The 24,160-nt window shown below is 43.1% G+C and carries 20 protein-coding genes and 3 pseudogenes; 15 read left to right on the top strand and 8 right to left on the bottom strand.

Annotated features, from left to right (window positions below; all coding sequences use genetic code 11):
* Positions 1-48 precede the first annotated feature (48 nt).
* The 4 genes from argS (at position 49) to O9300_RS06525 (ending at position 3,786) form a co-directional block, all read left to right on the top strand.
* On the top strand, positions 49-1,806 hold the full coding sequence (gene argS / locus O9300_RS06540; protein WP_287970750.1) for an arginine--tRNA ligase: 1,758 nt from the start codon (positions 49-51) through the stop codon (positions 1,804-1,806).
* Between the two features lie 542 nt (positions 1,807-2,348).
* Positions 2,349-2,741, top strand: a complete 393-nt coding sequence (locus O9300_RS06535; RefSeq protein ID WP_150978068.1) for a Mo-dependent nitrogenase C-terminal domain-containing protein — start codon at positions 2,349-2,351, stop codon at positions 2,739-2,741.
* Between the two features lie 30 nt (positions 2,742-2,771).
* Entirely contained in the window at positions 2,772-3,530 is a 759-nt protein-coding gene (locus tag O9300_RS06530) for a hypothetical protein (RefSeq protein WP_287970749.1), read from the top strand.
* A 4-nt stretch (positions 3,531-3,534) separates the two neighbouring features.
* Complete coding sequence (locus tag O9300_RS06525) at positions 3,535-3,786, top strand: hypothetical protein (RefSeq protein WP_287731566.1); 252 nt, start codon at positions 3,535-3,537, stop codon at positions 3,784-3,786.
* A gap of 42 nt (positions 3,787-3,828) precedes the next feature.
* On the opposite strand, the gene O9300_RS06520 is transcribed toward O9300_RS06525, so the two are convergent.
* The 5 genes from O9300_RS06520 to O9300_RS06500 all read right to left on the bottom strand — a co-directional run bounded on the left by O9300_RS06520 (position 3,829) and on the right by O9300_RS06500 (position 7,270).
* Complete coding sequence (locus O9300_RS06520) at positions 3,829-4,236, bottom strand: hypothetical protein (protein WP_287970747.1); 408 nt, start codon at positions 4,234-4,236, stop codon at positions 3,829-3,831.
* Positions 4,236-6,176 (bottom strand): AAA family ATPase, encoded by a 1,941-nt coding sequence (locus O9300_RS06515; RefSeq protein WP_287970744.1) that lies wholly within the window; start codon positions 6,174-6,176, stop codon positions 4,236-4,238. The genes O9300_RS06520 and O9300_RS06515 overlap by 1 nt, the downstream gene beginning before the upstream one ends.
* A gap of 9 nt (positions 6,177-6,185) precedes the next feature.
* The gene (locus tag O9300_RS06510) at positions 6,186-6,353 is read right to left on the bottom strand and encodes a hypothetical protein (RefSeq protein WP_180995436.1); all 168 of its coding nucleotides are present in this window, start codon (positions 6,351-6,353) and stop codon (positions 6,186-6,188) included.
* Between the two features lie 80 nt (positions 6,354-6,433).
* Positions 6,434-6,841 (bottom strand): restriction endonuclease, encoded by a 408-nt coding sequence (locus tag O9300_RS06505; RefSeq protein ID WP_287970741.1) that lies wholly within the window; start codon positions 6,839-6,841, stop codon positions 6,434-6,436.
* A 102-nt stretch (positions 6,842-6,943) separates the two neighbouring features.
* Positions 6,944-7,270 (bottom strand): hypothetical protein, encoded by a 327-nt coding sequence (locus O9300_RS06500; protein WP_287970739.1) that lies wholly within the window; start codon positions 7,268-7,270, stop codon positions 6,944-6,946.
* 267 nt (positions 7,271-7,537) lie between these two features.
* Here O9300_RS06500 and O9300_RS06495 point away from each other — a divergent pair, with 267 nt between their 5' ends.
* The 9 genes and pseudogenes from O9300_RS06495 (at position 7,538) to O9300_RS06450 (ending at position 16,029) form a co-directional block, all read left to right on the top strand.
* The gene (locus tag O9300_RS06495) at positions 7,538-8,239 is read left to right on the top strand and encodes a 16S rRNA (uracil(1498)-N(3))-methyltransferase (RefSeq protein ID WP_287970736.1); all 702 of its coding nucleotides are present in this window, start codon (positions 7,538-7,540) and stop codon (positions 8,237-8,239) included.
* Positions 8,240-8,254: 15 nt separating this feature from the next.
* Positions 8,255-9,376 carry a tetratricopeptide repeat protein gene (locus tag O9300_RS06490; protein ID WP_287970734.1) on the top strand — a complete coding sequence of 374 codons (1,122 nt, stop codon included), beginning with the start codon at positions 8,255-8,257 and terminating at the stop codon, positions 9,374-9,376.
* Positions 9,373-10,002, top strand: a complete 630-nt coding sequence (locus tag O9300_RS06485) for a DUF6391 domain-containing protein (protein ID WP_012266133.1) — start codon at positions 9,373-9,375, stop codon at positions 10,000-10,002. The genes O9300_RS06490 and O9300_RS06485 overlap by 4 nt, the downstream gene beginning before the upstream one ends.
* Positions 10,003-10,080: 78 nt before the next feature.
* Positions 10,081-10,314 carry a photosystem I reaction center subunit IV gene (locus tag O9300_RS06480; RefSeq protein ID WP_190719074.1) on the top strand — a complete coding sequence of 78 codons (234 nt, stop codon included), beginning with the start codon at positions 10,081-10,083 and terminating at the stop codon, positions 10,312-10,314.
* A 537-nt stretch (positions 10,315-10,851) separates the two neighbouring features.
* Positions 10,852-12,087: pseudogene (locus tag O9300_RS06475) on the top strand (aspartate aminotransferase family protein); the annotation flags it as partial.
* Positions 12,088-12,227: 140 nt separating this feature from the next.
* Positions 12,228-13,438, top strand: a pseudogene (locus O9300_RS06465) (RNA-guided endonuclease InsQ/TnpB family protein).
* A 40-nt stretch (positions 13,439-13,478) separates the two neighbouring features.
* Positions 13,479-13,631 (top strand): annotated as a pseudogene (locus tag O9300_RS06460) (aspartate aminotransferase family protein); the annotation flags it as partial.
* A 5-nt stretch (positions 13,632-13,636) separates the two neighbouring features.
* Positions 13,637-14,734 carry a sulfotransferase family protein gene (locus O9300_RS06455; protein WP_287970729.1) on the top strand — a complete coding sequence of 366 codons (1,098 nt, stop codon included), beginning with the start codon at positions 13,637-13,639 and terminating at the stop codon, positions 14,732-14,734.
* Between the two features lie 299 nt (positions 14,735-15,033).
* On the top strand, positions 15,034-16,029 hold the full coding sequence (locus tag O9300_RS06450; RefSeq protein WP_287970727.1) for a lysylphosphatidylglycerol synthase transmembrane domain-containing protein: 996 nt from the start codon (positions 15,034-15,036) through the stop codon (positions 16,027-16,029).
* Between the two features lie 21 nt (positions 16,030-16,050).
* On the opposite strand, the gene kaiC is transcribed toward O9300_RS06450, so the two are convergent.
* The 3 genes from kaiC to O9300_RS06435 all read right to left on the bottom strand — a co-directional run bounded on the left by kaiC (position 16,051) and on the right by O9300_RS06435 (position 19,632).
* On the bottom strand, positions 16,051-17,613 hold the full coding sequence (gene kaiC, locus O9300_RS06445) for a circadian clock protein KaiC (protein ID WP_045361377.1): 1,563 nt from the start codon (positions 17,611-17,613) through the stop codon (positions 16,051-16,053).
* Between the two features lie 193 nt (positions 17,614-17,806).
* The gene (kaiB, locus tag O9300_RS06440) at positions 17,807-18,121 is read right to left on the bottom strand and encodes a circadian clock protein KaiB (protein ID WP_002733742.1); all 315 of its coding nucleotides are present in this window, start codon (positions 18,119-18,121) and stop codon (positions 17,807-17,809) included.
* A 581-nt stretch (positions 18,122-18,702) separates the two neighbouring features.
* Positions 18,703-19,632 (bottom strand): circadian clock protein KaiA, encoded by a 930-nt coding sequence (locus O9300_RS06435; protein ID WP_287970725.1) that lies wholly within the window; start codon positions 19,630-19,632, stop codon positions 18,703-18,705.
* 498 nt (positions 19,633-20,130) lie between these two features.
* Here O9300_RS06435 and O9300_RS06430 point away from each other — a divergent pair, with 498 nt between their 5' ends.
* Positions 20,131-22,518 (top strand): ATP-binding response regulator, encoded by a 2,388-nt coding sequence (locus tag O9300_RS06430; protein ID WP_287970723.1) that lies wholly within the window; start codon positions 20,131-20,133, stop codon positions 22,516-22,518.
* Between the two features lie 568 nt (positions 22,519-23,086).
* The gene (locus O9300_RS06425; RefSeq protein WP_287970722.1) at positions 23,087-23,866 is read left to right on the top strand and encodes a PEP-CTERM sorting domain-containing protein; all 780 of its coding nucleotides are present in this window, start codon (positions 23,087-23,089) and stop codon (positions 23,864-23,866) included.
* Positions 23,867-24,160: the final 294 nt, after the last annotated feature.

The raw sequence follows: 24,160 nt of genomic DNA, 5'->3' as shown, positions 1-24,160 counted from the left end.
TTTACTCATGACCCATAGATTTCTAACATTCATTCCTAAATTCTCTCTATGACTGCCATTATCCAACAAATAAAAGAGCGTTTTTCCCAATCCCTAGTTAAATCCTTTGGGGAAAACTTCGCCGCTACCGATCCTCTAATTGTGGCCGCTAGTAACCCCCGTTTTGGCGATTATCAATGTAATATTTCCCTCTCTTTAGCCAAAGAATTAAAACAAAAACCCCGGGAAGTGGCGGCGACTTTACTAAAAAATCTAGAGATAGATGATCTCTGTCAACCCCCCGAAATTGCCGGACCCGGTTTTATTAATCTTACCCTTAAACCCAGTTATCTAGAAACCCAATTAAAAGACCTAATTACTGACAACCGTTTAGGAGTTGCCGCTGCTAACCCCAGTCAAAAAATTATTGTCGATTTTTCCAGTCCCAATATTGCCAAAGAAATGCACGTCGGTCACTTGCGATCGACTATAATCGGTGATTGTATTGCTCGGATTTTGGAATTTCGTCATCATCAAGTAATTCGTCTTAATCACGTCGGGGATTGGGGGACTCAATTCGGGATGTTAATCACCTATCTACAAGAAGCTTATCCTAGTGCTTTAACCCAAGCAGATGCTCTGGATTTAGGGGATTTAGTTAGCTTTTATAAAAAGGCTAAAATTCGTTTTGATGAAGACGAAAACTTTAAAGAAACTGCCCGTCAAGCTGTAGTAAAATTACAGTCGGGTGATCCTCAAAGTCGTCAAGCATGGCAGTTACTTTGTCAACAATCACGACGGGAATTTCAGAAAATCTATGATATTCTCGATATAAAACTAACCGAAAGGGGGGAATCTTTTTATAATCCCTACCTGGAAGCAGTAATCAGAGAATTAGATCAACAGGGATTGCTAACAGAAGACAACGGTGCTTTATGCGTCTTTCTCGATGGTTTTACCAACAAAGAGGGGGAGCCTTTACCCCTAATTGTCAAGAAATCCGACGGCGGTTATAATTACGCCACCACCGATTTAGCGGCAATTTGTTATCGAGTGCGTCAAGATAAAGCCGCAAGAATAATTTATGTCACCGATGCTGGACAAGCTAACCATTTTGCCCAAGTATTTCAGGTGGCTAAAAAAGCGGGATTTTTGCCCGATAATGTGGCAGTGGTTCACGTCGCTTTTGGATTAGTTTTAGGGGAAGATGGTAAAAAATTAAAAACTCGTTCCGGGGAGACGGTAAAATTACAAGAATTACTCGATCAAGCGATCGCCTGTTCCCTGGCTGACTTAGAAAAAAGACTGGCAAGCGAGGAAAGAGAAGAAACCGGCGATTTTATCGCTAAGACTGCCGAAACTGTCGGATTAAGTGCCGTTAAATACGCCGATCTCAGCCAAAATCGCCATAGTAACTACGTTTTCAGTTACGACAAAATGCTCAATCTGCAAGGCAACACCGCCCCCTATATGCTGTACGCTTACGCTAGAGTCCAGAGTATCAGTCGCGAAGGTGGTATTAATTTTCAGGATTTAAGTGCCAATTCATCGCTAATTCTCAAGGATGAAAGCGAATTAATTCTGGCTAAACAATTACTGCAACTTCCGGAAGTAATTAGTGCCGTGGAAGAGGATTTATTACCCAATCGTTTATGTGATTATCTTTACGAACTCAGTAAAAAGTATAATCGTTTCTATGAGAATTGTCCCGTTCTGAAAGCGGCAGAACCGATTAAAACCTCTCGTTTAGTTTTGTGTGATTTGACGGCAAGAACCCTAAAATTAGGCTTATCTCTCCTGGGAATCCCCGTTTTGGAAAGAATGTAAATCAGTTATCAGTTATCAGTTATCAGTTATCAGTTCACTGTTTACTGTTCACTGAAAAATTCATAATTCCCACAACCCGCACCCCACCCCTTGGATTGCGTATCTTTGACAAAAGCGGGTGCTATTTTATACCCAGAAAAAGTGTACTATGCTGACGTGAAAAAACCTGAGTTTTTGCTAACCTAGAAATAGCTCTAATCAGAGCCAATATCTTTGGGTGAAGCTTAGAGATTAATCTAGTTAAACTCACTCGTGACGTTATCTTATTGTCGTCTGTTGCCTATTCGCTTTCAGGTGATAACTCGAAGATGGGAAGTTAGTACAAATGCTCAAACTTCCTCTCCCTGCTCCCTGCTCGCTCATAGACAGTCTTAACGAGTAGTTTAGATAGTTAATAGCTTACTCCCGCATCCGGGCCGCTGACGCGGTAGGCCACACCTATTATCCCAGGGATGTTATCGTTAAAGCGGTCAAATGTCCGAACGTCCCAGAGGATTTTCGGGAAAGATTGTTCGCCCTGTCGTAATCTCAGATAGAACCTTATGAGTCAATCAATAGAAGGTAAGGCTATGACCGATGCTGATGTATCAGATTATACCACAAATAAAATAATTTTGTCTAATTGGATTGCCCCTTGGTCGAAAGGCAATCGGAAAAACCCGTCACCGCAACCAAAATGGGATTTATGGCAACCCCTGCGGCAACGAATTGATCGCCTTGAGATTAATACACCTGCACTAGCTCATCGGATTTGTCGTCTAATTCCGGCTCAATGTCCCTTTGCGCGGAAAATTACCCTATTTAGCCGGACAATTCTAGAGATTCCGCCCCTTTGCAAGCTAAATCCTCTCTACGAAAACCTAATGATGTTAAGATTTCGCGCTCTTTCTTACCTAGCCGATGAATGTGGAGAGGATATCGGTGCTTACTGCTAGAATGGGTGAGTGTCTTTAATCGCCACACCTATGGCCATCATTGCCCTGAAAGCTTGGTATCTGGACAAATACGAACCTATCCGCGAGGTTGTCAAACGTCCCCACGACTTGCGCTTAAGTCGCAATAGTCTCTTAAAATCGGGTTTAAGAGCCGATTTTCTCGATGATAGTCTGACGATACAGGGTTCTGTCTGGTTCCAACGCTATCTAGAAGGGGAAAGGGTGGAATTTTACCTCGAAGGTAGTGGCGGTTACGTCATCTCGAATATTGACCTGATTTCCCAAGAAATTTACTTTACTAAACAGGACCTCAGCGCTTGGTTGGATCCAGTCATTTATTTTAGCTCCCAAAGCCAATTTAAGGACTCTAGCACCGCTTTAAGAACAATTTTGACCGAAACCGTCGAAAATCTCAATAAACGCTCCCGTTTGCCCTTAACCATCGAAGAAACGCCCCGAACTGAGGGCAATGTCACCAGATTGAGTGATAGTCAATTACGCCAAATTCGCAAAAGTTTATTATTTATTGCCGATGCTACGGCGATTAGCCAAAAGGAAACGGAATTACTGCCCAGTCCCCTAGTGGGTGTAGAATTAGGTTATGCGATCGCTTGTAAACAGGGCGGACAAATTCTGCTGACCTATCAAAATCGAGCGGAATTAAAGGGTAAACTAGCTTTTGACCTGCCAAGCTACCAAAAATTAATTTTCTCGGACCTTAGCGAATTGCGTCTCACTTTTCCGCCTTTAATGGCAACTTTATTACAAAAATTCAATCTGATTAGTTAAAAAAATGACTAGAAAAGCTGACGAGTACGCCGTACATTTGTTCTTAAGCAGTGGACATCGCGAGGAAGTCCGTTTTTTGACTATCCAAGAATTTCAAAAGTGGTACAGTAGCGAATTAGTTCCGAAAGCCGATTCCCAGGATTTTATCAATGTTCCGATCAGAAATATCCAAGGGGAATATATGGTTTTACGTCCGGCTAGTGTCATTGCTATTCGCGTGGAACCCGTCTTTTTTGGCAGTGTGGAAAGAATATAATTTGCCGTTATCGCTAAAAAAGATAGTTAGATAGGGAGAATTTTAGAGATTATTGATAATCCTCTCAATATCAGCTTGAATTTGATGGCTGACTTTGCCTTGCCAGCGTTCTTTTAATTCCCTTAATCCCACTTCTGCGTATTGACAGATCTTATCTAAAACTTCTTTGCCATCGCTGGGTTGAGGATAGGAATTCTTTTTACAGATCATATAAATTCCTGCGGTTAAAGCTAAAATAACTTCTGGATCGATTTGGCTAATAGTAATTAAATCTTGTCGATTGCTCAGAGTGGTTCCGTAGATACTGAAGTCTTGTTTAATGGCAAAAGCAGCGGCGAATAAATAGGCATCTACCATGCGCTCAAAGGTTTTATTATCTTTTAGTACCTGTAGATAATTTCTGGAAGTTTCCGAGGCATAAATCTTCAAACTGGGATCGATTCTCTGCATTAGTAACTCTCCATCACTTCAATCACGGAAGCATCTTCATCGGCAGCCAAACGGTGTATTTTTAAAATATCGGTACTGTGGGGAAGCAAGAGATTTAAAAGTGGATCGGGAAGATCGCGATCCGTGGCTAAAATAATTACTTGGGAGTTTAAATTAGGGAGAGAGTTAATAATATTTTTTTGATGTTCTTCGTCTAAATGTCCAAAAGGTGTATCCATAATTAGGGGAACACAAGTATCGGTTATTTGATTTAAACCGGTGATAAAAGCAAAAGCTAAAGCTTCCTTTTCTCCCGCACTTAAAACATCGGGATTTAATAATTTTCCTGTGATGGTACGGATTCCTAAAGTGTATTCGGGAGTGATTTCTACTCCTCTATATTCCTCCGGTTTGTTGGTTACTTGTAAATAGCGATCGCTGGTTACTTGATTAATCATTTTTTGGGAATTATCGATATGCCATTCGATTAATTCGTTAGTGGCATTTTTTAAACCTCTGGCCATTTTAACCTGATTAGATAACATCAACGTGGTTTGATTTTCACTAGCTAAAATTTCCACTTCTTTGCGTAAATTTTCTAATTGCTTTTCTTTGATTTCGATTTCCTTTTGCAAGCGTTCGATCCTTTCTTGGATCATCTCAACATTTTTACCAGATTCGCCAACTTTTCGCCAAATCTCCCTCACCGAGTCTTGATCTATTCCCGTGGTTTCCTGTTTTAGCTGTCTAATATGTTGATTAATTTCTTCGATTTCTTCTTCTAAACGATCTCTTTGCAAAAGTAATTGACTATAATTGCTAGATTTAGCATTATCTCGCATAATTCCCTGTAAATCAATTCTAATTTGGTCTTTTTCTATTCTGGTGGCGTTATCCACTTCTAAGGACTCTAGTTCGGCAATTTGTTGAAGGATAAAGTCCCGAGAATTTTTATCTAAACAACGACCACATAGACAGCTTTCATCGTCAAGTATTGCTTTTAAAATTGCTGTAGAATTAGTTTTATAAGTGCTTTTTAAGCTAGTAACTTGCAAATCATCAACCATTTCCTGTACAAAGTTAATCAGCAAAGGTATCGAAGCTTTTTTTAACCAAGAATCGATAGACTTTTGCAGGTTATCTAACTGAGTTTGTAAACCGATACGCTTTTTCTCTAAGTTATGAATTTCCTCTAATTTTTCTCGTAAACTTTCAATCTGAGCGGCTTTTTCTTGAGCGTCTTGGTAGATAATTATAGCATCTTTTTCGCTATCTTTGGCATTTTTAAGCTGCCCTTTTTTAAGATCAATGTGTTCTTCTAATTCTCGTAATTCTTGCAGCTTATCTCTAAAGGTTTGACTGGTTCCCTTGGCTTTATTTAAACGGTTTTCTAATTCTTGCAAGGCTTTTTCTGTATCATCGCGCAGATTTCTTAATTCCGGGATACCCAAAACTTTTTCAATTGCTTCTTTTGCTTCTTTAGTTTGAGTTATCTGGGTATATTGTTCGATTTTTAAGCCATCAAAACAGAAAAAATCTCGAATAGATTTAGGAAGCAATGCTTCGATATATTCCCTAGAGTTACTTCTTATGGTTCCATCTTCATAAAATAATGCTTCCCCTGCGCTGAGAGAAGAAGTGCTACCATTAACGTTTAATTTCGCTGTGCGACTGATAAAGTAATTTTTCTCGTTTTTAATAAAATTTAATTCTACCCGCATTTCTATTGTCGGTGAAGAATCCCCCTCACCTCGATAAAAATAGGTTTTCAGGGTCTCCTTAGATACAATATCTACCCCATAGAGACACCATAAAATCGCCGTCATCAGAGAAGTTTTACCGTGACCATTATTACCGAAGATAATCTGAATTTTTCTGTCGGGATGCAGATTAAAAGTAATATTTTGACTAGGGTAACATTTCCAATTAGTTAAGCGAATTTGTTTCAGTCTCAAAGTCATAGAGTTTATTTATTGTGAGGAGTCGGTATATTTTTCGATAAGTTTGACAATTTTAGGTGATAGCTGCCGATTTTTTAGAGTAATTTTTTCTACTTCTAAAGCCATGGCTTCCTTTAGCAGTTGGGGAGGTATCTCATATTTTTGTGCCAGTTCTTCAATTTTAGCAGTTATGTCCATGAATTTTTTGTGGGTTGGGGAGTGGGTATTGTCAAGTCTTAATTCCTATTGGCCAATAGATACCTTGATGAGGAGAAATTTTATAACAGATCTGAGTAGGTAAGGCCATAGTAAGTTAATTCTTGGACTAATCTGTTAATAACTGTAGCTTGATTGCTGGCTGCCCGGGCAAAATCAATAACTCTTTTGATCTCCGATGCAATTAATTTTACCTCACTATCGCTCCAAGGGTTAAGACATCGATTCAAGTTGCTTTTTTCTTGGCCACCAGCTGCCGGGATAATTTTGCTGCGACGTTGAATAAATTGACGAGGAGAAGCATCAGCATCGAGGATAATTCCTGGACTGACTTGTGTTATATCAACTCTCTCATCAAGACATTTTACTGTCACTAATGCGTCAGTATTTCCCGAAGACAACTGTGATAATAACACAACTCGATCGCTGTCTAAGGAACTAGAGCGAGCGATTCTTTTTCCCTGACGCACCAATCGGGTACCAATCTAAACAAGGTAGATAAATTTTTTTCAATGAGATTATGGTGATCCCTGTGATATTATTCTAATAGGTCTAACTGTTGTAGTGGCAATTTAAATTCCTCCTCGATCTCGTTTTAAGTCATAAATCACTTTTTCATAACACCAGCTTTTACTACGTTGGGGATTTCTCAATCTAATACTTAAAAGTAATCGAGTCGCTAAAGCTTTATCTCCATTCACGAGGGTTAAAAGTTCTCTTTCTAAGTAGAAAAGTTGCTGCTGATTGATTGGCAAATTTTGACGATTATTTTTAGAAGTAGCTCTTTTCGGTTTAGTGGGGGATAAAGATAGGGTATCGACCAACCACCAGATAGCTACAGCTAACCCCAACAAAAGCACCCCAGTAAAAGAGTATAAAACGATGCCTAGTAAATTCATTAATCAATTCCCGTGTTTGTTAATGATCAAGGTTTTGGCTCTTCTCGACTTTGTGTGATAATTTTTGCTTATGAAATCCTGAAGTTCTTATTGGGCAAGACTTTTAGGACTATTTTGCGGAAGAAACTATCAGTATAGACCTCGTTTCCACACAGAAACCAGAAGAGCCAGTTTTAGGCTAATCTACCCTATACAAAAACACCATAAAAGCTAAAATAGATAGCTGACAGTGATTCTGAACACAATAGTAATATAGACTAAACCGCCTTGTATTATCGTCTTCTTCTTGATTTTAATACCCTAGAAAACGGGTTAATTGTCTTAACACCCGAACAAAGTCATTATCTTAAAAAAGTTGTTCGTTTAAAATCCCATGACCATTTTATTGCCCTAAATGGACAAGGACAAGCTTGGTTAGCGGAAATAATTGATAATTCGGCCCATCTTTTAGAAGCGATAAACGAAACTAGCGAACTACCAGTACAAGTGAATTTAATGGTAGCAATTCCCAAAAATGGCTTTGATGATATCGTTCGCGCTGCCACCGAATTAGGAGTTTATCGAATTATCCCGCTGCTGACAGAACGGGGTTTAGTTAATCCTAGTCCTCAAAAAATTGACCGTTGGCGAAAAATTGCCCGGGAAGCTGTAGAACAATCAGAAAGACAGATTATTCCCATAATCGAAGAACCACAACCATTTTTAGCCATCCTTAAGCGGGGAGCTAACCCAGGGACAACTTGTTATATTGGTGTTACCCGTAGAACAGTGGACCGGCTACTTTCTCAATTGCAAACATCAACCGAGATAACCATTGCCATCGGACCGGAAGGGGGATGGACGGAGACAGAAATAGAACAAGCGATCGCCGCTGATTTTCTACCTGTATCACTGGGAAAACGGATTTTGAGAACAATTACCGCTCCCTTAGTGGCTCTCGCTATTATTAACGCCTATTTAGACAGCTAATCGACCGGAGTTTCTATGTTCAAAGAAATTGCTGAAGCGATCGATCGTCAAGACTATCAAACTGCCACCCGTCTTGTCAACGACTTCCAGACCCGAGAAAACGATAACCCTTGGCTGAAATTCTACCAAGCGCGTTTAAACGAAATCACGGGAGAAATCGCCCTAGCAGGGCAAGAATACCGAAAAATGTTGCTATTAACCGCTAATCCTCAACTTATCGCCCAAATTCGTCAAGGAATCGCCCGCTTAGAAGCGATTGAACAGGTGGAAGTTGAACAGCAACAACAACAGCGACAGGCTGCCCTCGAAAAAGCCAAAACCAACCCTAGTAATCGAGAAATGGGGCTTTTAATTCTTGAACCGGTGGCTAACGCAGAAAAACAGACCTTAGCTCTAAAATTTGCCCAAATATTTAAAATAGATGCCTATAGCGCCCGCTTACACATCCCTAGTCGTTCGTGGCGCTTGTATCGAGTCGGGGCGATGGCCGAATTAGCAGTATATGTTCACGACTTGCGAAAAGAAGGAATTCCCTGTTTTTGCCAGCCAATTAAAGGGATTAACCAGCCTAGGGTCTATTTAGCTCGATATTTCCGGGCTATCCAACCAGAAGCCACCCTAGTCTATCAATCTTCCCACGGCCTAACCGCAAGTATAACTTTTGATTGGTCAGAAGTTACCGCCGTGGTAGAGGGAATCTTGCCGATTTTTGGGGAATGTGTCGATAGGGATGCGCGCCGCCATCAAGTGAGAAAAATTAGTATTCTTGATTATGCCCAGATTATTGATCTACATTTGAAAAAACAGGATTTAATTATCCGTATTTGCGATCGCCATTACCACTTTCAAGCGGGGATTACTTTTTCCGACCACCAACAAAGTCGGGAAAGACAGACCAGCAATCGAGATAACTGGAATCATTTCGCTTCTTACCTAAAACAACAACTAGCAGCAGTTCCCCTGTGGTCAGATTTTCCAGCTTTTGCCGAAACCACCGCCGATTTTTACGAATTACTGCCTATGGTCAATCCCCATTTGGACTTATTACGCATTGAAGACACCTACTGGGACACCGCCTTTCAACTCTATAGCGCCCTTATCTTCCTCGAAAAAACTCCCCCTACCGCAACTTTATGACCCCTAGTAGCCCTTCTAACCCCTCTTTCGACTGGTTTAACCCCTCGCCCCAGCAAGACAGCGATTTACTGGCACAAATCGGCTTTATCCCCGGTTTCAAAGAATTTCTGACCCTGCGACAGGTTCACGCCTTGGAACACGCCACCGTCTGGGTATTAAGCGAAATGGCTGCCCGTCGTCAATCGCCTTTTGACCATTCCCCCGCAGATAACGAGGCCCTGGGGGGACTGTCCACCGATAGGGGTTTTTATCTCTACGGACAGATTAATACTAATGAACTGCGAATCGCCGCCAAACAAGCACTCCATCGTCTCAAAAATGGCGAGGGGCAATTGGCATTACATCCGCGTTGTGGCACCAATTTATCGGTAACTTTAGCCTTAACCGCTGGCTTAGTCTTAGGAACTCATCTTCTCTTACCCAGAGGTCCGATTTCTCAGTTATTAGGCTTAGGTTTAGCCACCGCCGCCGCTTTTCAAATCGGGCCAGATGTGGGAATGTCGGCCCAAAAATACCTGACCACGGCTATTCCCTTTAACTTAACAATCGTTAACATTGCACCAAAGGCAGACCTATGGGGACGTTCGGGGCATTTCGTCCAAACAGAGTGGCAAGATTTGCAATAAAACTTAAAGTAAAAACCCTTTCGGCAAACTCGCTCTGATTGTAACCTGTTAACTAAACCCTAAAAAAAAACAACAGCTATGCCTGGAATCGAACGCGGAGCCAAAGTTAGAATCAAACGTAAAGAGTCTTACTGGTACAACGATGTAGGAACCGTAGCCAGTGTTGATAAAAGTGGTATCCACTATCCCGTTATCGTCCGTTTTGATACTGTTAACTACCACGGTTTTAGTGGTAGCGCCAGTGGACTGAATACCAATAACTTCGCTGAAAGTGAATTGGAACTCGTTAAGGCTGCCCCCGCTAAGAAATAAAGCTGACTAAAATTCGGCCTATCATCACCGACTGACTGACAGGAATTCTCTCTTGTTGGTCGGTTTTTTTATAGCTATCAGTTATCAGTTATCAGTTATCAGTTATCAGTTATCAGTTATCAGTTATCAGTTATCAGTTATCAGTTCACTGTTTACTGATATTACATTTTGGGCGCACGCGATGCGCCTCTACCATATAAAAACTGACTAATAAATTATCTAAAAGTCGCTTTAACCTTTAGCCCACAAGAGCTAATTAGTTTATAGCAATTACCATAGTTGTGAGGTACAGAGTCTTAGGTTTTGAGGAGTCAGGATTCGGGATTCAGGATTCGGGATTCAGGAGTTAAGATTTTGGTGTACCTCATGAGATTGGGAAACGCTATAATTATCCTAGATAAGTTCTTAAATACTTGACAAAATATATTGAATAATTTATAATATTAAATAACCAAAAAAATAATGATAATGTGCTATGGACATAATCGGTTTTGAGGTGTTTGAAAAATAGTTTTTCAGTAATCAAATCTGGAATTTATGAGCATTTTAGAACTGATAGAAAAAAGACTAGAAGAAAACTTTGCCCTCCACGAACAATACCTAAACCCCCAGATGGTCAGGGTACTAAAAACGATCGGCTACGATCGCCACTACGTTAAAGCCCAAGGTGCATACCTATTCGACAATCACGGGGAAAAGTATCTGGACTTACTGAGTGGTTTTGGTGTTTTTGCCCTCGGACGCAATCACCCCAAGATCGTGCAAGCTTTACAAGAGGTATTGACGGCAGCATTGCCCAATTTAGTCCAATTGGATGCTTCCATCCTAGCGGGATTGCTGGCGGAACGGTTAGCAGCGATCGCACCAACTGGATTAGAACGAGTTTTCTTTGCTAATTCCGGCACAGAAACCGTCGAGGCCGCCATTAAATTCAGCCGCTACGCCACCGGACGCAGCCAAATTGTTTACTGTCAGGGAGGCTACCACGGGTTAACCATGGGTTCCCTTTCCGCCACCGGCGATCCCCATTATCGCCAGGGATTTGGGCCGTTTGTGGCCGATTTTAAGGAAATACCCTTCGGCGATCTGGCTGCACTCGAAAAAGCTCTAATTAACCAAGAAGTAGCGGCTTTTATTACCGAACCGATCCAAGGTCACGGGGTGAGAATTCCCGAACCGAACTATCTCCCCGCGGCGGCTGCCCTTTGTCGTCGTTACGGCACTCTTTTTGTGGCCGATGAAGTGCAGACCGGTTTGGGCCGGACTGGCAAAATTTGGGCAGTGGAACATTGGGGGGTAGAACCGGACATTTTATGTGTTGCCAAAGCTCTTTCGGGCGGTTTTGTGCCAGTGGGAGCGGTTCTCTGTCGTCGCTGGATCTTCGATCGAGTATTCGATCGCATGGATCGTTCTGTGGTACACGGTAGCACTTTTGGTAAAAATAATCTGGCCATGGCCGCTGGTATTGCCACTTTACAGGTGATTGAGGAGGAAAAATTAGTCGAGCGATCGGCTGTAATCGGTCAACAAATTATCGCAGAACTACAGCCGCTCGTAGATCAGTACGAATGTTTGCAGGAAGTGCGGGGATTGGGTATGATGATGGCCTTGGAATTTGCCGAGCCGAGCAGTTGGTCACTAAAAGCCGCCTGGAAAATGCTAGAAACCGCCAATAAAGGGCTATTTTCCCAGTTAATCGTCGTTCCCCTCTTTACCCGCCATCAAATTCTCTCGCAGGTTTCCGGCCACGGCATGAATATCATCAAGTTTATCTCAAATGTCGGGGTGAAGACCCTCGCTTTTAGCGACGGGATGACACCCCAGCCAATATAAAACAGCGAAGCACGACTAAAATCTTGACAATCTATGCTGTATAGGTTAAGATAAAATAATTTGTTTGAGGTCGATAAACAATGATTGTCTTAGAAATGAAAGCAGTGGTCAAACCAAGTCAGTGTTCTGCCATCGATGAGGCTATTCGTACAGTACAATTCATCAGAAACAAAGCATTAAGGCTTTGGATGGATGCCAAGAGGGAAGACAAAATCGATAAATATTCTCTCAATAAATATTGTGCAGTTCGCAGCCATTCAGTTCAAGTTTGTCGATACTCTAAATTCTATGGCTAGACAAGCATCGGCCGAACGGGACTGGTCAGATATTTCCCGTTTCTATGACAATTGTAAGAAAAAGGTTAAAGGTAAAAAGGGTTATCCCAAGTTTCAGAAAAATAATCGTTCTGTGGAATATAAAAACTGTGGTGGTCAACTATCGGAGGATAGAAAGAAAATAACTTTCACAGATAAGAAAAACATTGGCACAGTTAAACTGAAAGGAACTAGAAACCTAAACTTTTATCCTCTAGACCAAATTAAACGAGTTAGGATTGTTAAACGAGCGGATGGTTATTATGTCCAATTCTGTATAAGCGTTGATATTCGGGAATATGCTAAACCCCTAGAACCAACAAAGAAATGTGTAGGATTGGACGTAGGTTTAAAAGTTTTCTACGCTAATAGTGATGGGGAAACGGTAGAAATACCGCAATACTATCGCAAGGCAGAAAAAAGATTAAACCGTCTGAATCGGAAGAAATCCAAAAAGTTTAGAAAAGGTCAACCCCAATCAAACAACTACCAAAGGGCCAGAAAGAGATATGCTAGAAAACATTTAAGAGTAAGTAGGCAACGTAGAGGCTTTGTCGAAAAAGAGGCATTGCGCGTCATTAAATCTAACGATTTCATAGCTCAGGTCAACTTAAATATTCAAGGCATGGTAAAAAGCTCTAAACTAGCTAAATCTATCAATGATGTGGCTTGGTCAACTTTTCGGCAATGGTTAGAATATTTTGGCTTTAAATATGGTAAGGCTACGGTAGCAGTAGCCCCCCATAACACGAGTCAAAACTGTTCTAATTGTGGTCAAAAAGTAGCTAAATCTCTATCTACAAGAACTCATATTTGTCCTCACTGTGGCTATGTAGAAGATAGAGATATTAACGCCGCTATCAATATTCTGAAAAGAGGACTAAGTACGGTGGGACACACCGAAACTCATACGCTTGGGGAGAGATTCCCTCTGGCGAATGTTGGATACGTCCTGCCAGATTAAGGAAACTCGATGAACCAAGAATCCCTCGCATGAGCGCGACGGGAGTGTCAACCCCCCCCCTCACCCTCTCCGATGAGGATTGCCATTGGCTTGTCACCGCCGTTAAAGATGTGGTGGCCGACGCTCACCGCCTCCCCGGGGCCGCTTGGGAATTCGGCAAAACCTTGGACAGCCAAGCTATCCGCCAAAAAACCGCCCAAAAATAGTTAATATGTCCAGTTTGTTTCATCCCCTCTGCGGTAGCAACCTTAGCACTCTCCTTCGCTTGTTTTTGACCAATGGCGGCATCGATCGCCCCAATTTGGCCCCGGCAACCCTGGCGCTGGCAGTTACCCTGGCGCGACTGCCTTTTTCTACCCTAGAACGGATTTTAATGACAGGGTTTTATGAGCGCCGCGTGCAGGTAAAAGCACCCATTTTTATTGTCGGCTATTGGCGCAGCGGCACGACCCATCTGCACAATTTACTCAGTCAATCGGAGCATTTTGGCTATATTTCGCCCCTAGCGGTGGGATTACCCTGGGATATCCTCGGTATCGTCCGCTTATTACAACCGCTGCTAGAATTGGCCCTACCGAGCGATCGCCATGTGGATAACGTCGCCGTTACTCCCGATTCACCCCAGGAAGATTCGATCGCCCTGGCCAGCATGATCCCCCTTTCCTACTACCATGGTTTATACTTTCCCCAACGTTTTCAGTATCATTTCCAGCGAGGGGTTTTTTTTCAGGGATGCAGCGAGAAAGAAATCGCCACTTGGCAGCGTTGGCACGTTCATCTATTAAAAAAAGTTTCCATCCATCAAAGAGGCAAACAATTACTAATCAAAAACCACGTTTATACGGCACAAATTGCCAAATTGCGAGCTATCTGGCCCGATGCTAAATTTATTCATATCTACCGCAATCCCTATCTAGTTTTTCCCTCAACCCGTCACTTTTTTACCCGCATCCTACCGGAACTAGCACTGCAATCCTACGATAATTTATCCACGGATGAAATCGAGCAGGTAATTCTGAAAAGTTATCCCCCAATGCTCAATTCTCTCCTGCGAGATAGTGCCGATTTACCCGCCGATAGTTTTGTAGAAATTCGTTTTGAAGATTTAGAAAAAGACCCCCTAGCACAAATCGAGAAAATTTACGGTCAACTGCAACTTCCCGACTTAAAAATAGCTAGGCCTCGCTTTGAGAAATATATCAGTAGTCTGCAAGGATATAAAAAAAATAATTATCCCCCAGACCCAAAAGCGATCGAGTTAGTCGAATCCCATTGGCTACCATTTATTCAACGTTGGAACTATTTTTAGTTATCAGTTATCAGTTATCAGTCATCAGTTATCAGTTATCAGTTATCAGTTATCAGTCATAATTCATAATTCATAATTCCCCATCTCCCCACTTCCCCACTACCCCACTACCCCACTTCCCCCCGCAACGCGCACGAAGTGGTCTCCCCACTTCCCCACTTCCCGCTCTCCTAGACCTTTTAAACAGGATTTAGTAAGTACCTAAGCAAAATTAATTACACCTATCTAACTACTTCTTGCCTATTGCCTATTGCATGAGTGCCTATCCTAACCAAGAAGTTAATTTTGCACGACTACTTATGAAATATCTTAAATTTATCTTTCTGGGTTTAGGTTTTGTTTTACTAGGGATAATTTTACGTCAAACAAATCTGCAAGAAGTGTGGCAACAAATCACCCTAGTCGGTTGGTGGGGAATGACATTAGTAATTATTTTTTATTTCCTAGAATTTCTCACCGATGTTTTTACTTGGCAACTAACTTTTAAAAGCATTCCTATCCAACCTCGATGGACAATTCGCCTATTATTAATTTACATGGTAGGGGCAGCCTTTAATCGCGTGACTCCCTTCGCTTCTTTGGGAGGAGAAGGTTTTAAAGCAGTGATGTTGAAAACTCACTATCAGATTAGCTATAAAGAAACCAGTGCCTCGATTATTCTGACCAAGACATTAAATACTGCTTCCCTTGTCTTCTTTGCAATTATCGGTTTTTTTCTGCTCCTAGCTTCCCCAAAATTTTCTAATTCTTTTAAAACTTTTACCGGATTAAGTCTTGCTATATTCTCCAGTTGTATCCTGATATTTTTCTTGATTCAGCGATTCCGTTTATCCTCCCGAATAGTTAATCGATTAGGTCATTCTTTTTTAGGCGATCGCCTAGCTAAACCTTTAGAAAATCTTCGCAGTGTCGATGATCATTTAGGGGAATTTTACCGGAATCTGCCACTATTTAGAAATGGCTTGATCGTCGGGTTTCTCAATTGGCCCCTCGGAGTTTTAGAAATCTATGTTTTAATGCAATTTCTCCAACATCCGATCACTTTTGCCGATGCTTGGTTATTCGATTCTGTTGCCCAATTAGTGCGCGCTGGAACCTTTTTTATTCCCGCTAATATCGGTACTTTAGAAGGTTCTTTAGTGCTGCTGGGTGCTTCCTTAACTGGTAGTCTAGAATTAGGTTTAGCGATTTCTGTAATTCGCCGGGTTAAAGATATTCTCTGGATTATATTAGGTTTATTGATTTGGTGGTTATTTTCCTTAAGACCGACTTTACCCGATCGCCCTTCAAAATAATCTCAATCAGTCAACTCCCGATTATTCATCCTGTAATTTTTCGCGCACATTGCGAACAATCCGCGATAATTCAGTCTTTTCATCGACGCTAATTTTAGTCGGGGAACCACTAATAATCCGCTCGTAATTGCGGAAAGAATCCTTGATATCGGCCCCGTCCTGACTGATAGTATATTCACGAATCCCTTTATCGTGCCAAGAACCGCGCATCTTAAAGACGTTAATCGCTCGCGACATTTCGCCGCGAATTTCCACATACTGCAACATTAGAATCGTGTCGGTAATCGTAGAAATATGGGATTCGGTGATCGAGTGCGCTCCCATAAATTGGTCGGTAGTATTGGTGAAAAATCCCGTAATTTCCTCCTGTTTGGCGTATCCTGTCACCCCGATCACAAATTGCCGAAAAGCATTATTTGTCACCCCCCGCGCGAGCGCCGATAGAGAATCGATGGCAATACGAGAGGGTTTAAATTCCGAGATTTCCGACTTAATCATCTGTAAATGGTCTTCTAATCCCGCCGATTCGGGGTAAGAACACAATAATTTTAATAATCCCTTGCGTTCCATCTCCTCAAAATCGATCCCCCAAGAAGAAGCATTTCGGGACAATTGGGCGCGAGATTCTTCATAAGCGAACAAAATCGCCCGCTCACCGCGCCGACAGCCTTCTTCCAGAAATTTACTGACTAAGAGAGTTTTACCCGTACCTGTTGCTCCTGTAGCCAAAATAATCGAATCCTTGAAAAAACCGCCCCCACACATATCATCGAGGGTTTTTACTCCCGAAGAAATGCGGACATTAGAGGAGCGCTGAGTTAAACGCATGGCACCGAGGGGGAAGATATTAATGCCATCATTGGTGATAGTAAAGGGATATTCCCCCTTCATGTGGGTTGTTCCCCGTAATTTGAGGATTTCTGCGGTTCTGCGTCGTCTTTCTCCCTCTAGCACGTTCCGCATAATTACCACATTATCAGAGACAAATTCCTCTACACCAAAACGCGCCACCGCTCCGTATTCTTCGATACGTTCCGTGGTCATAATTGAAGTCACTTCTAATAATTTTAACCTGGCGACGAGCCGAAAAATTTCCCGCCGCACCACTGACACCGCTTCGTACTGCTGAAAAACAGCAGTTACAGAGTCAATTGATACCAGTTTTGCTTTATATTTGGTAATTGCGTATTGAATGCGCTCGATCAGGGCCGAAAGATCAAAACTACCCACCACCTCTTGACCTTCCGGATCCGGAGAAGCATCGAGAATAAATAACTTACCCTGGTCAATTAATTCTTCTAAATCCCAACCAAAACTATAGGCATTTTGGATAATATCGGTGGGAGATTCTTCAAAAGTAACAAACAGGCCCGGATAGTCAAAATACTTGATCCCGTGGTAGAGAAATTGAACGGCAAGCAGGGTTTTTCCCGTGCCAGAAGTGCCACTCACTAAGGTGGTTCGCCCCATGGGTAAACCACCGTGAGTGATCTCATCAAAACCTTCAATTAGGGTTCTAATTTTGCGAACACCTTTCGGTTTAATCGGTGGATTCAATTGGCTATTAGAGTTAGATTGAGTCATTATTTATCCAGCGAATATTTAAAGAGTAGGATTTTTATCTAATTTTTCCACAGAAACATATCAGGCCTGACTAGATACTTTATACCATCTTGATGTCCCTTGACTCTTGACTTTCCCAGAGACGTACTAGATTACGCCCCGATCATTTCTCCTTCAATAAATATAACCCGTCTAATCACCTATTGCCGAAGGCCTAGCTATCATTTTCTCGTTCACGAATTTCCTCGTACAGTAAGTCTAAACCGATCAGAACCTTCTCTCGATCGGACAAATCACCGATAATTTTCCGCACCGGGGGAGGGAGGACTTTCGCGAGGGTAGGAGTAGCGAGAATCTTGTCTTCCTCCGCTAGTTGCGGGTTTTTCAGCACGTCAATCACCTTGAGCGCATACACTCCCTGAAATTCCTCTTCTAGGATATTTTTCAGGGTTTTCAAGGCGCGCACGGAGTTGGGGGTATTCCCGGCGACGTACAGTTTTAAAACATAGGTTTTTTTAAAGACGCTCATAGGTTAGGATTACAGGGGCTGGGGATATGAGTTCATTGCTATTTATTGGGGATATTTTAGTCTATTCCCAATATTGACACTCCCATCGCACTCAAGCGAGGGATTCTTAGTTCAACGAGTCCACTTAAATTAGATGCCTTGCGTTATCCAACCCAGAGGTGGTTCTCTCCCTAAGCGTTACTTTTCGTATGCCCTACGATAGTTGTATTTCTACAAAGTTTGCTTGAATTGAAACGTTAGCTTCAAATACTGCTTTGTCTAGTTCCTGCAAAGATTTTACCTACTCACAGGTGAGAAACTAGAACTATTGAGTAGAACCCTATATCTTTGATTGTCAAGGTGCAGATAGCGTAGTGGTTAGACTACAGGGGTTTTTAGAGCGGTTGATTACCCTATCCGCTATACTCATATAGTAGCTATTTGGCCTGAGTAGGTCAAGACCCTTAAAAGAAGAAGTTATTCGAGATTTTTTCAGGATACTGGACACTTATTTTTAATCGTGCTTCGTGTCACTGAGCCTGTGGAAGTGCTGTTTTATATTGGCTGGGGTTTCATCCCGTCGCACTAAGTGCTTCGGGTCTTCACCCCGACATTTGAGATAAATCATCAGGGATATCCTCGCGAGGTATGGAACGACGGTACATTTCCCCCAAGTGAGCAAGGATATCAATGAGAGCGAGACGATAATCTAGGAGAATTTCCTCACTTCTGCCTTCTAATTTTAACTGTTGGGAAAATTCGTCCATTAACTCTATATGAATTTCCAGAATTTGCGACACTGAGAGATCGGTAAAAAAGACATTATTAACCAACTCATCGATCGCTTGATTAATCGGATAATCCTGTTGGAAGTAATTTAAAATAATCGCCCGATAATCTCTTCTTAATTCCCGCAGTAATTCGTTTTTTTCCGCCGGGGCAAGATTGCGATAGAATAGCTGCGGGTTGCGTTTGTAGTAAACACCTAAATAGCCGAGTCTTTCTTTTAATTTTTCCGCTAAACGGCGCTGTTGTAGGAGGAGAAAACTGTGATTATTTTCCACGGGATTTGGTTGGTTAACAATCGTGGTAGGTTCGGAAAAAGAGCAATTAGGAGCTAAATGGAGAAATCGAGCGATCGCTTGGTCGATGACCGAGGTGATGCTGTCTAATTCCTTGACGGTAATTTGTAATTCGGCACTATGATAGAGACAGGTGGGAGAGTCATTCGTCTCGGCAGTGATGTTCTTGTCAGCGACAATGATCACTACTGGCAGTAAAATCCCCCCTTCGTAGAGTTGATTAAAAGTCGGCTGTAGGGAAGGATGAAAGACCACCAGCAAACAATCGATTTTTTCCTTCTGTGCCTCGATATTAGCCAGTAATTCGCTAGAAGACGACCCTAGGGTCAGATGATAGCGTTCATTAGCCAATAAAGCCGTCAAAGAATTAACCAGCCCCGGAGGTGAACTCACTCCCGTCAAGGGTGGGTCCGTTGGGACAAAAGCATAAATAGTCAGTCTCGGAGGCAACGTTTTCTCACCCGCAAGGTAGATAGAAAATAACAAACAATTAGGTTAGGCTTTCTCTGTTGAGAAGACAACCCCCTCGCCATCAGATCGGGGAAGTTAAAGTTAACTTTGCTTTTTGGCAGTGGGTATTGTAGTTAATTGTAATCAATGGGGAGGCCGTCTAGATGAGCGAGCGTCATAATCAAGGTAGATTCAAGTTCTAGGACTACTAATAGTTTGGCCATCAGTTTGTTAATTAGGGCTGGCTGAATAAATCTAAAAACCTTGTTGGATAATACTTTTAGACCTTTTTGAAATCCAAAAGTGCCGGGGATGGGAGTGAGCAGGGGGAAAATTCCGGGACTTTTGCCCTGAAAATTAGGTAATTGACCACCTGAAAATCGGTAAAACCCTATACCCTACACCCTACACCCTACACCCTGCCCCCATCGAAAAACTTTTTGCCGCAAACCCTAATTATGCCCTAAAGTTACCGCCACCGCCCACCCAATTATCCCCATGCCTAGCGTTACCCTCAGCCTCCATCACTTTCATCAATCCGTCACTGCCTGTGAATTAATTATTGACCGGGCAAGTCTTTGCGATTTAATTAATACGGGCAATCCAGAAGCGATCGTGGTGGTGGATGAGCGGTATTGTCCCCTAGGACTGATTGAGAGTCAAACCCTGATTGCTTACCTCCTCTATCAACAACAGTACCCCGAAACCAGAAACCCCTCCTCCAGCTGCCTGGATCTGAGCGGTTGGCTGCGTCCGATTATCCCTCTTAACGCTCGCATGGCCGTAAGTGAGTTTCTGGCAACCCTGACGGGAGAAGCGCTCGCCTTGGTTCCCATTTTAGTGGATGCTCAGGGCAAACTGTTAGGACGCTTAGACACGGGCAAACTTCTCCAATTTTGTCTCGGGCGATCGATTCTCGATGATCCTCCCCCGCAGCCCCGCATCAGCGATCGCAATCCCCCCCCCCGCAGCGATCGTCCTCTGGAATTTCTGGAACAATTACCGCTGCCGCTGCTGCTCTACAGTCCAGAAGCGGGAATTTTATACCAAAATCAGGCTTGGTGTCAACAAATCGGGGCGGCTTTCCCCGCTAATATCGATAAATCTCCCTTTGCTTTGGTTAATGACCCCTTAACCCTCCCATCCCCCACTCCCCCCCTGTTTCCCCAGCGTCTAGAAACGCTGACATCGGGTTTAGCCAAGACTTGGCGACTGTTGTCCGCGCCGTTAAATTGGGCGGATAATTATCCCTTGCTCGAGAAAACTTCGGAACTGTGGTTACTGTTAGCCACCGATATCACGGAACAACAGCAATATTGTCAGGAATTAGCGGTTAAAAATGCCGATTTAGTCCATTTAAATCGTCTTAAGGATGAATTTCTCGCCTGTGTCAGCCATGAGTTTAAATCGCCCCTCACCGCCGTGATCGGTCTCTCCAATCTGCTGCGGGAACAAAAAATCGGTGAACTTAACCCCCGACAGTCGAAATATGCCGATTTAATCTATCGCAGCGGTCGCCAGTTGATGGCTCTGGTCAATGATCTCCTCGATTTAACCCGCCTGGAGACAGGACAACTAAAATTAACTTTAGCTAGAGTCAAAATCGATCGCCTCTGTCAACGGGTGTACGATATCATCGTCGATAAGTATCCCCAACGTCTCGATCTCCCCGGCAGCTATCGTCTTGACATTGAATCAGGGTTAGATTATGCCCTGGCCGATGAAGCCCGTTTACAACAGATGTTAGTGAATTTGTTAGATAATGCGGTTAAATTCACCATTGATGGCGGTAATTTGGGCATTAAAGTCAATCGTTGGGAAAATTGGCTGGCTTTTACCGTCTGGGATACGGGGATCGGTATTCCAGAAGAATCCCAGCATCTGATTTTTCAGAAATTCCAACAGCTAGAAAGTCCTTTCACCCGTCAATTTGAGGGTGCAGGTTTAGGTTTAGTCCTCAGCCAAAAATTAGCGCGCTGTCACGGTGGCGATCTATCCTTTGTCTCCAAGGACCGGGAAGGCAGTCAATTCACTTTACTGCTGCCGGTTCATCCCCAAGGTGCCGAGCAGGAGTCCGCCACTCCCCAGCGTCTGGTGTTAGTGGTGGAAGCTAATCCCCAAGTGATCGAACAGTTTGTCGATCGCTTGAGTGAATTGGGATTAAAAGCGATTATCGCTCGTAGCGGCACTGAGGCGATCGAAAAAGCCCGTCAGTTAAAACCCCGTTGTGTTTTTCTCAATCCCAATCTACCCCTCTTGTCCGGTTGGGATGTGTTAACGCTGCTGAAATCCCATCCCCAAACCAAAGATATAAAAGTTATTGTCACCGCTGCCGATTCTGAGCGTAACCGCAGTCAACAGCAAGGGGCCGATAGTTTTCTGGTTCCGCCGATCACATCGGCAGCGCTGCAAGCTTGCCTGAATCTGACCGTTTCCCCCATTCCTAGCCGCAAACGGCGCACTGCTCCGACTCTGCTGCGTTTACACGGCCATTATGCCCCCAATTTCTCCGATTTATCTTCCTTTAGCTGGATTTGGAATAATCAATTAGTTCGGGAGAATTATCGTTTTATTGAGGCCGATAGTTGCGAACAGGCGGAACTTTTAGCTGGTGTCTGGGAGGTGGACGCTATCTTAATCGATAGTTCGATCGCAGAAGATTTATACTCTTATCTGCAAACCTTGAGCGAGTCGCAAACCCTAGCTAATTTACCCCTAGTCACCCTTGATGTGGCTGTCACCGAGGTGGCCAATCAAATCCCCGGTTTAGCCGTTTTTCCCTGTTTGGCCCCCCCGACGGAAAACCGCATCGAACAGCTATTAAAGGTAATCGAGACTGCTGATCTGGCTTTTTCTGGCCACTTGAGCGGCGATCGCGTCCTGTAGGGGCGAAGCATTCGGGCATAACCTATCGGTGAAACCGGAGATTTTCTATCCGAATGCTTCGCCCCTACTTTTTGCCGCAAACCCTAAATAGGGTTTGCGGCAAAAAGCTTTTCCTAGGGGCAGGGTGTGGGGTGTGGGGTGTGGGGTGTGGGGTTTTACCCATTTTCAGGTGGTCAATTACCTAATTTTCAGGGAAAAAATCCCTAAATTTTCCCCCCAATCACTCCAATGGTAGGCACTTTTTCAGGGGAAAAAAGTCTAAAAGCCTTATCCAACAAGGTTTTTAGATTTATTCAGCAAACCCTAAATAGCTGAAAATTTGTCAAAACGTCGTGCTTTGCTTACCTCATAAGCGATTAAAGGTAACAAAACAAAGAATTAGATTCGGAGAATGAATCAGATCTAGGGAAGTGGGGAAGTGGGGAGAAACTCTTTTCAGTGATCTGTTGACAATTTTTCAGTGATATATTGACAAATAGGCAATTCTGTATTGACAAAGGAAAAATTTGCTGTTAGCATTGCGATGATTATTCATACATCCACTTTACCTCTGTGGGAGTCTCCATAAATGACAAAGATAGGTAGATATACCATTCCTAGCGCCGCCGCTCTGGCTGTTGCTGCTGGCCTAGGCCTCGCCACTGCGCCAGCCCAGGCGGCTGCCGTAGTACGATACTTTAATGGCAGCACATTCGGGGCAACACCGCTCACTTTGACACAGCTTTTCACTTCGGGTGCCTTCATTGAAGTTGATGAGGACGGAAATGGCACATTTGACAAGAGATTTAGTAATTGGAAGAATGATGATCCGAATAATAATCCTTTTACCACAATTTTGTCTAATGGCGTGACCGTAACTGGTTTTGGTTCAGCCCTTTCTGCCGGACTACAATACGACTTGACCAATTTTTCAAGAACGGGTACCGGCTCCCTTTCACTTAATGGTACGTTTTCTTACAAGGCTGAATCAATAAATCCTGGGGCCTTTAAGATCAGTGGAGTAAAATTAGACCTGACGAATGCGACTGCTACTGGTGGCACCAGTAATGCTGCTGCAGTAGATGATATGTACAGTACATTCGCCCCCCCAGACAACGGCGTTGTGAAATCGTCAACAGGCACTAACACACCGTCAGACTCCACTTCTGGTCCTCTTGTAAGTCAAGTCGATGTCATGAGTCAATTGAGTTTGTTTGCTCAAGGAGGATCGGCAAGCAAAACTGTCGCAATTGCACAGTTCAAACAAACCTTCAGCCAGGTGGTTATTCCCGAACCGGGTACTGTTGCTGGACTGCTGGTTGCTGGTGGCTTAGGTCTGGCGATGAAACGCCGACAAAAGGATAGCTAACCGAGCTTGGCTTCAGGACAACTTTGAGCAGAGACATCGTAGCTGCTTGCATTGAAACTCCGTCCTTTGGGGGCGGTTTTTAATTAGGGTTTGCTGAACGAACCCGCGTCAGTCCCCACAGGAGAAACTTTTTCAGCCAACCCTAATTGGGGTTGGCTGAATAAATCTAAAAACCTTGTTGGGTAAGACTTTTAGACCTTTTGTCAATCAAAAAGTACTGGATCTGGGAGTGATCGGGGGGAAATTTAGGCACTTTTTCCCTGAAAATTAGGTAATTGGCCACCTCAAAACTGG

Origin of the sequence: Microcystis sp. LE19-195.1E (assembly GCF_027532095.1) — a bacterium.
Taxonomy (GTDB): Bacteria; Cyanobacteriota; Cyanobacteriia; order Cyanobacteriales; family Microcystaceae; genus Microcystis; species Microcystis aeruginosa.
The sequence above is the reverse complement of the archived record's forward strand: the minus strand, read 5'-3'. Positions and strand labels throughout refer to the sequence as shown.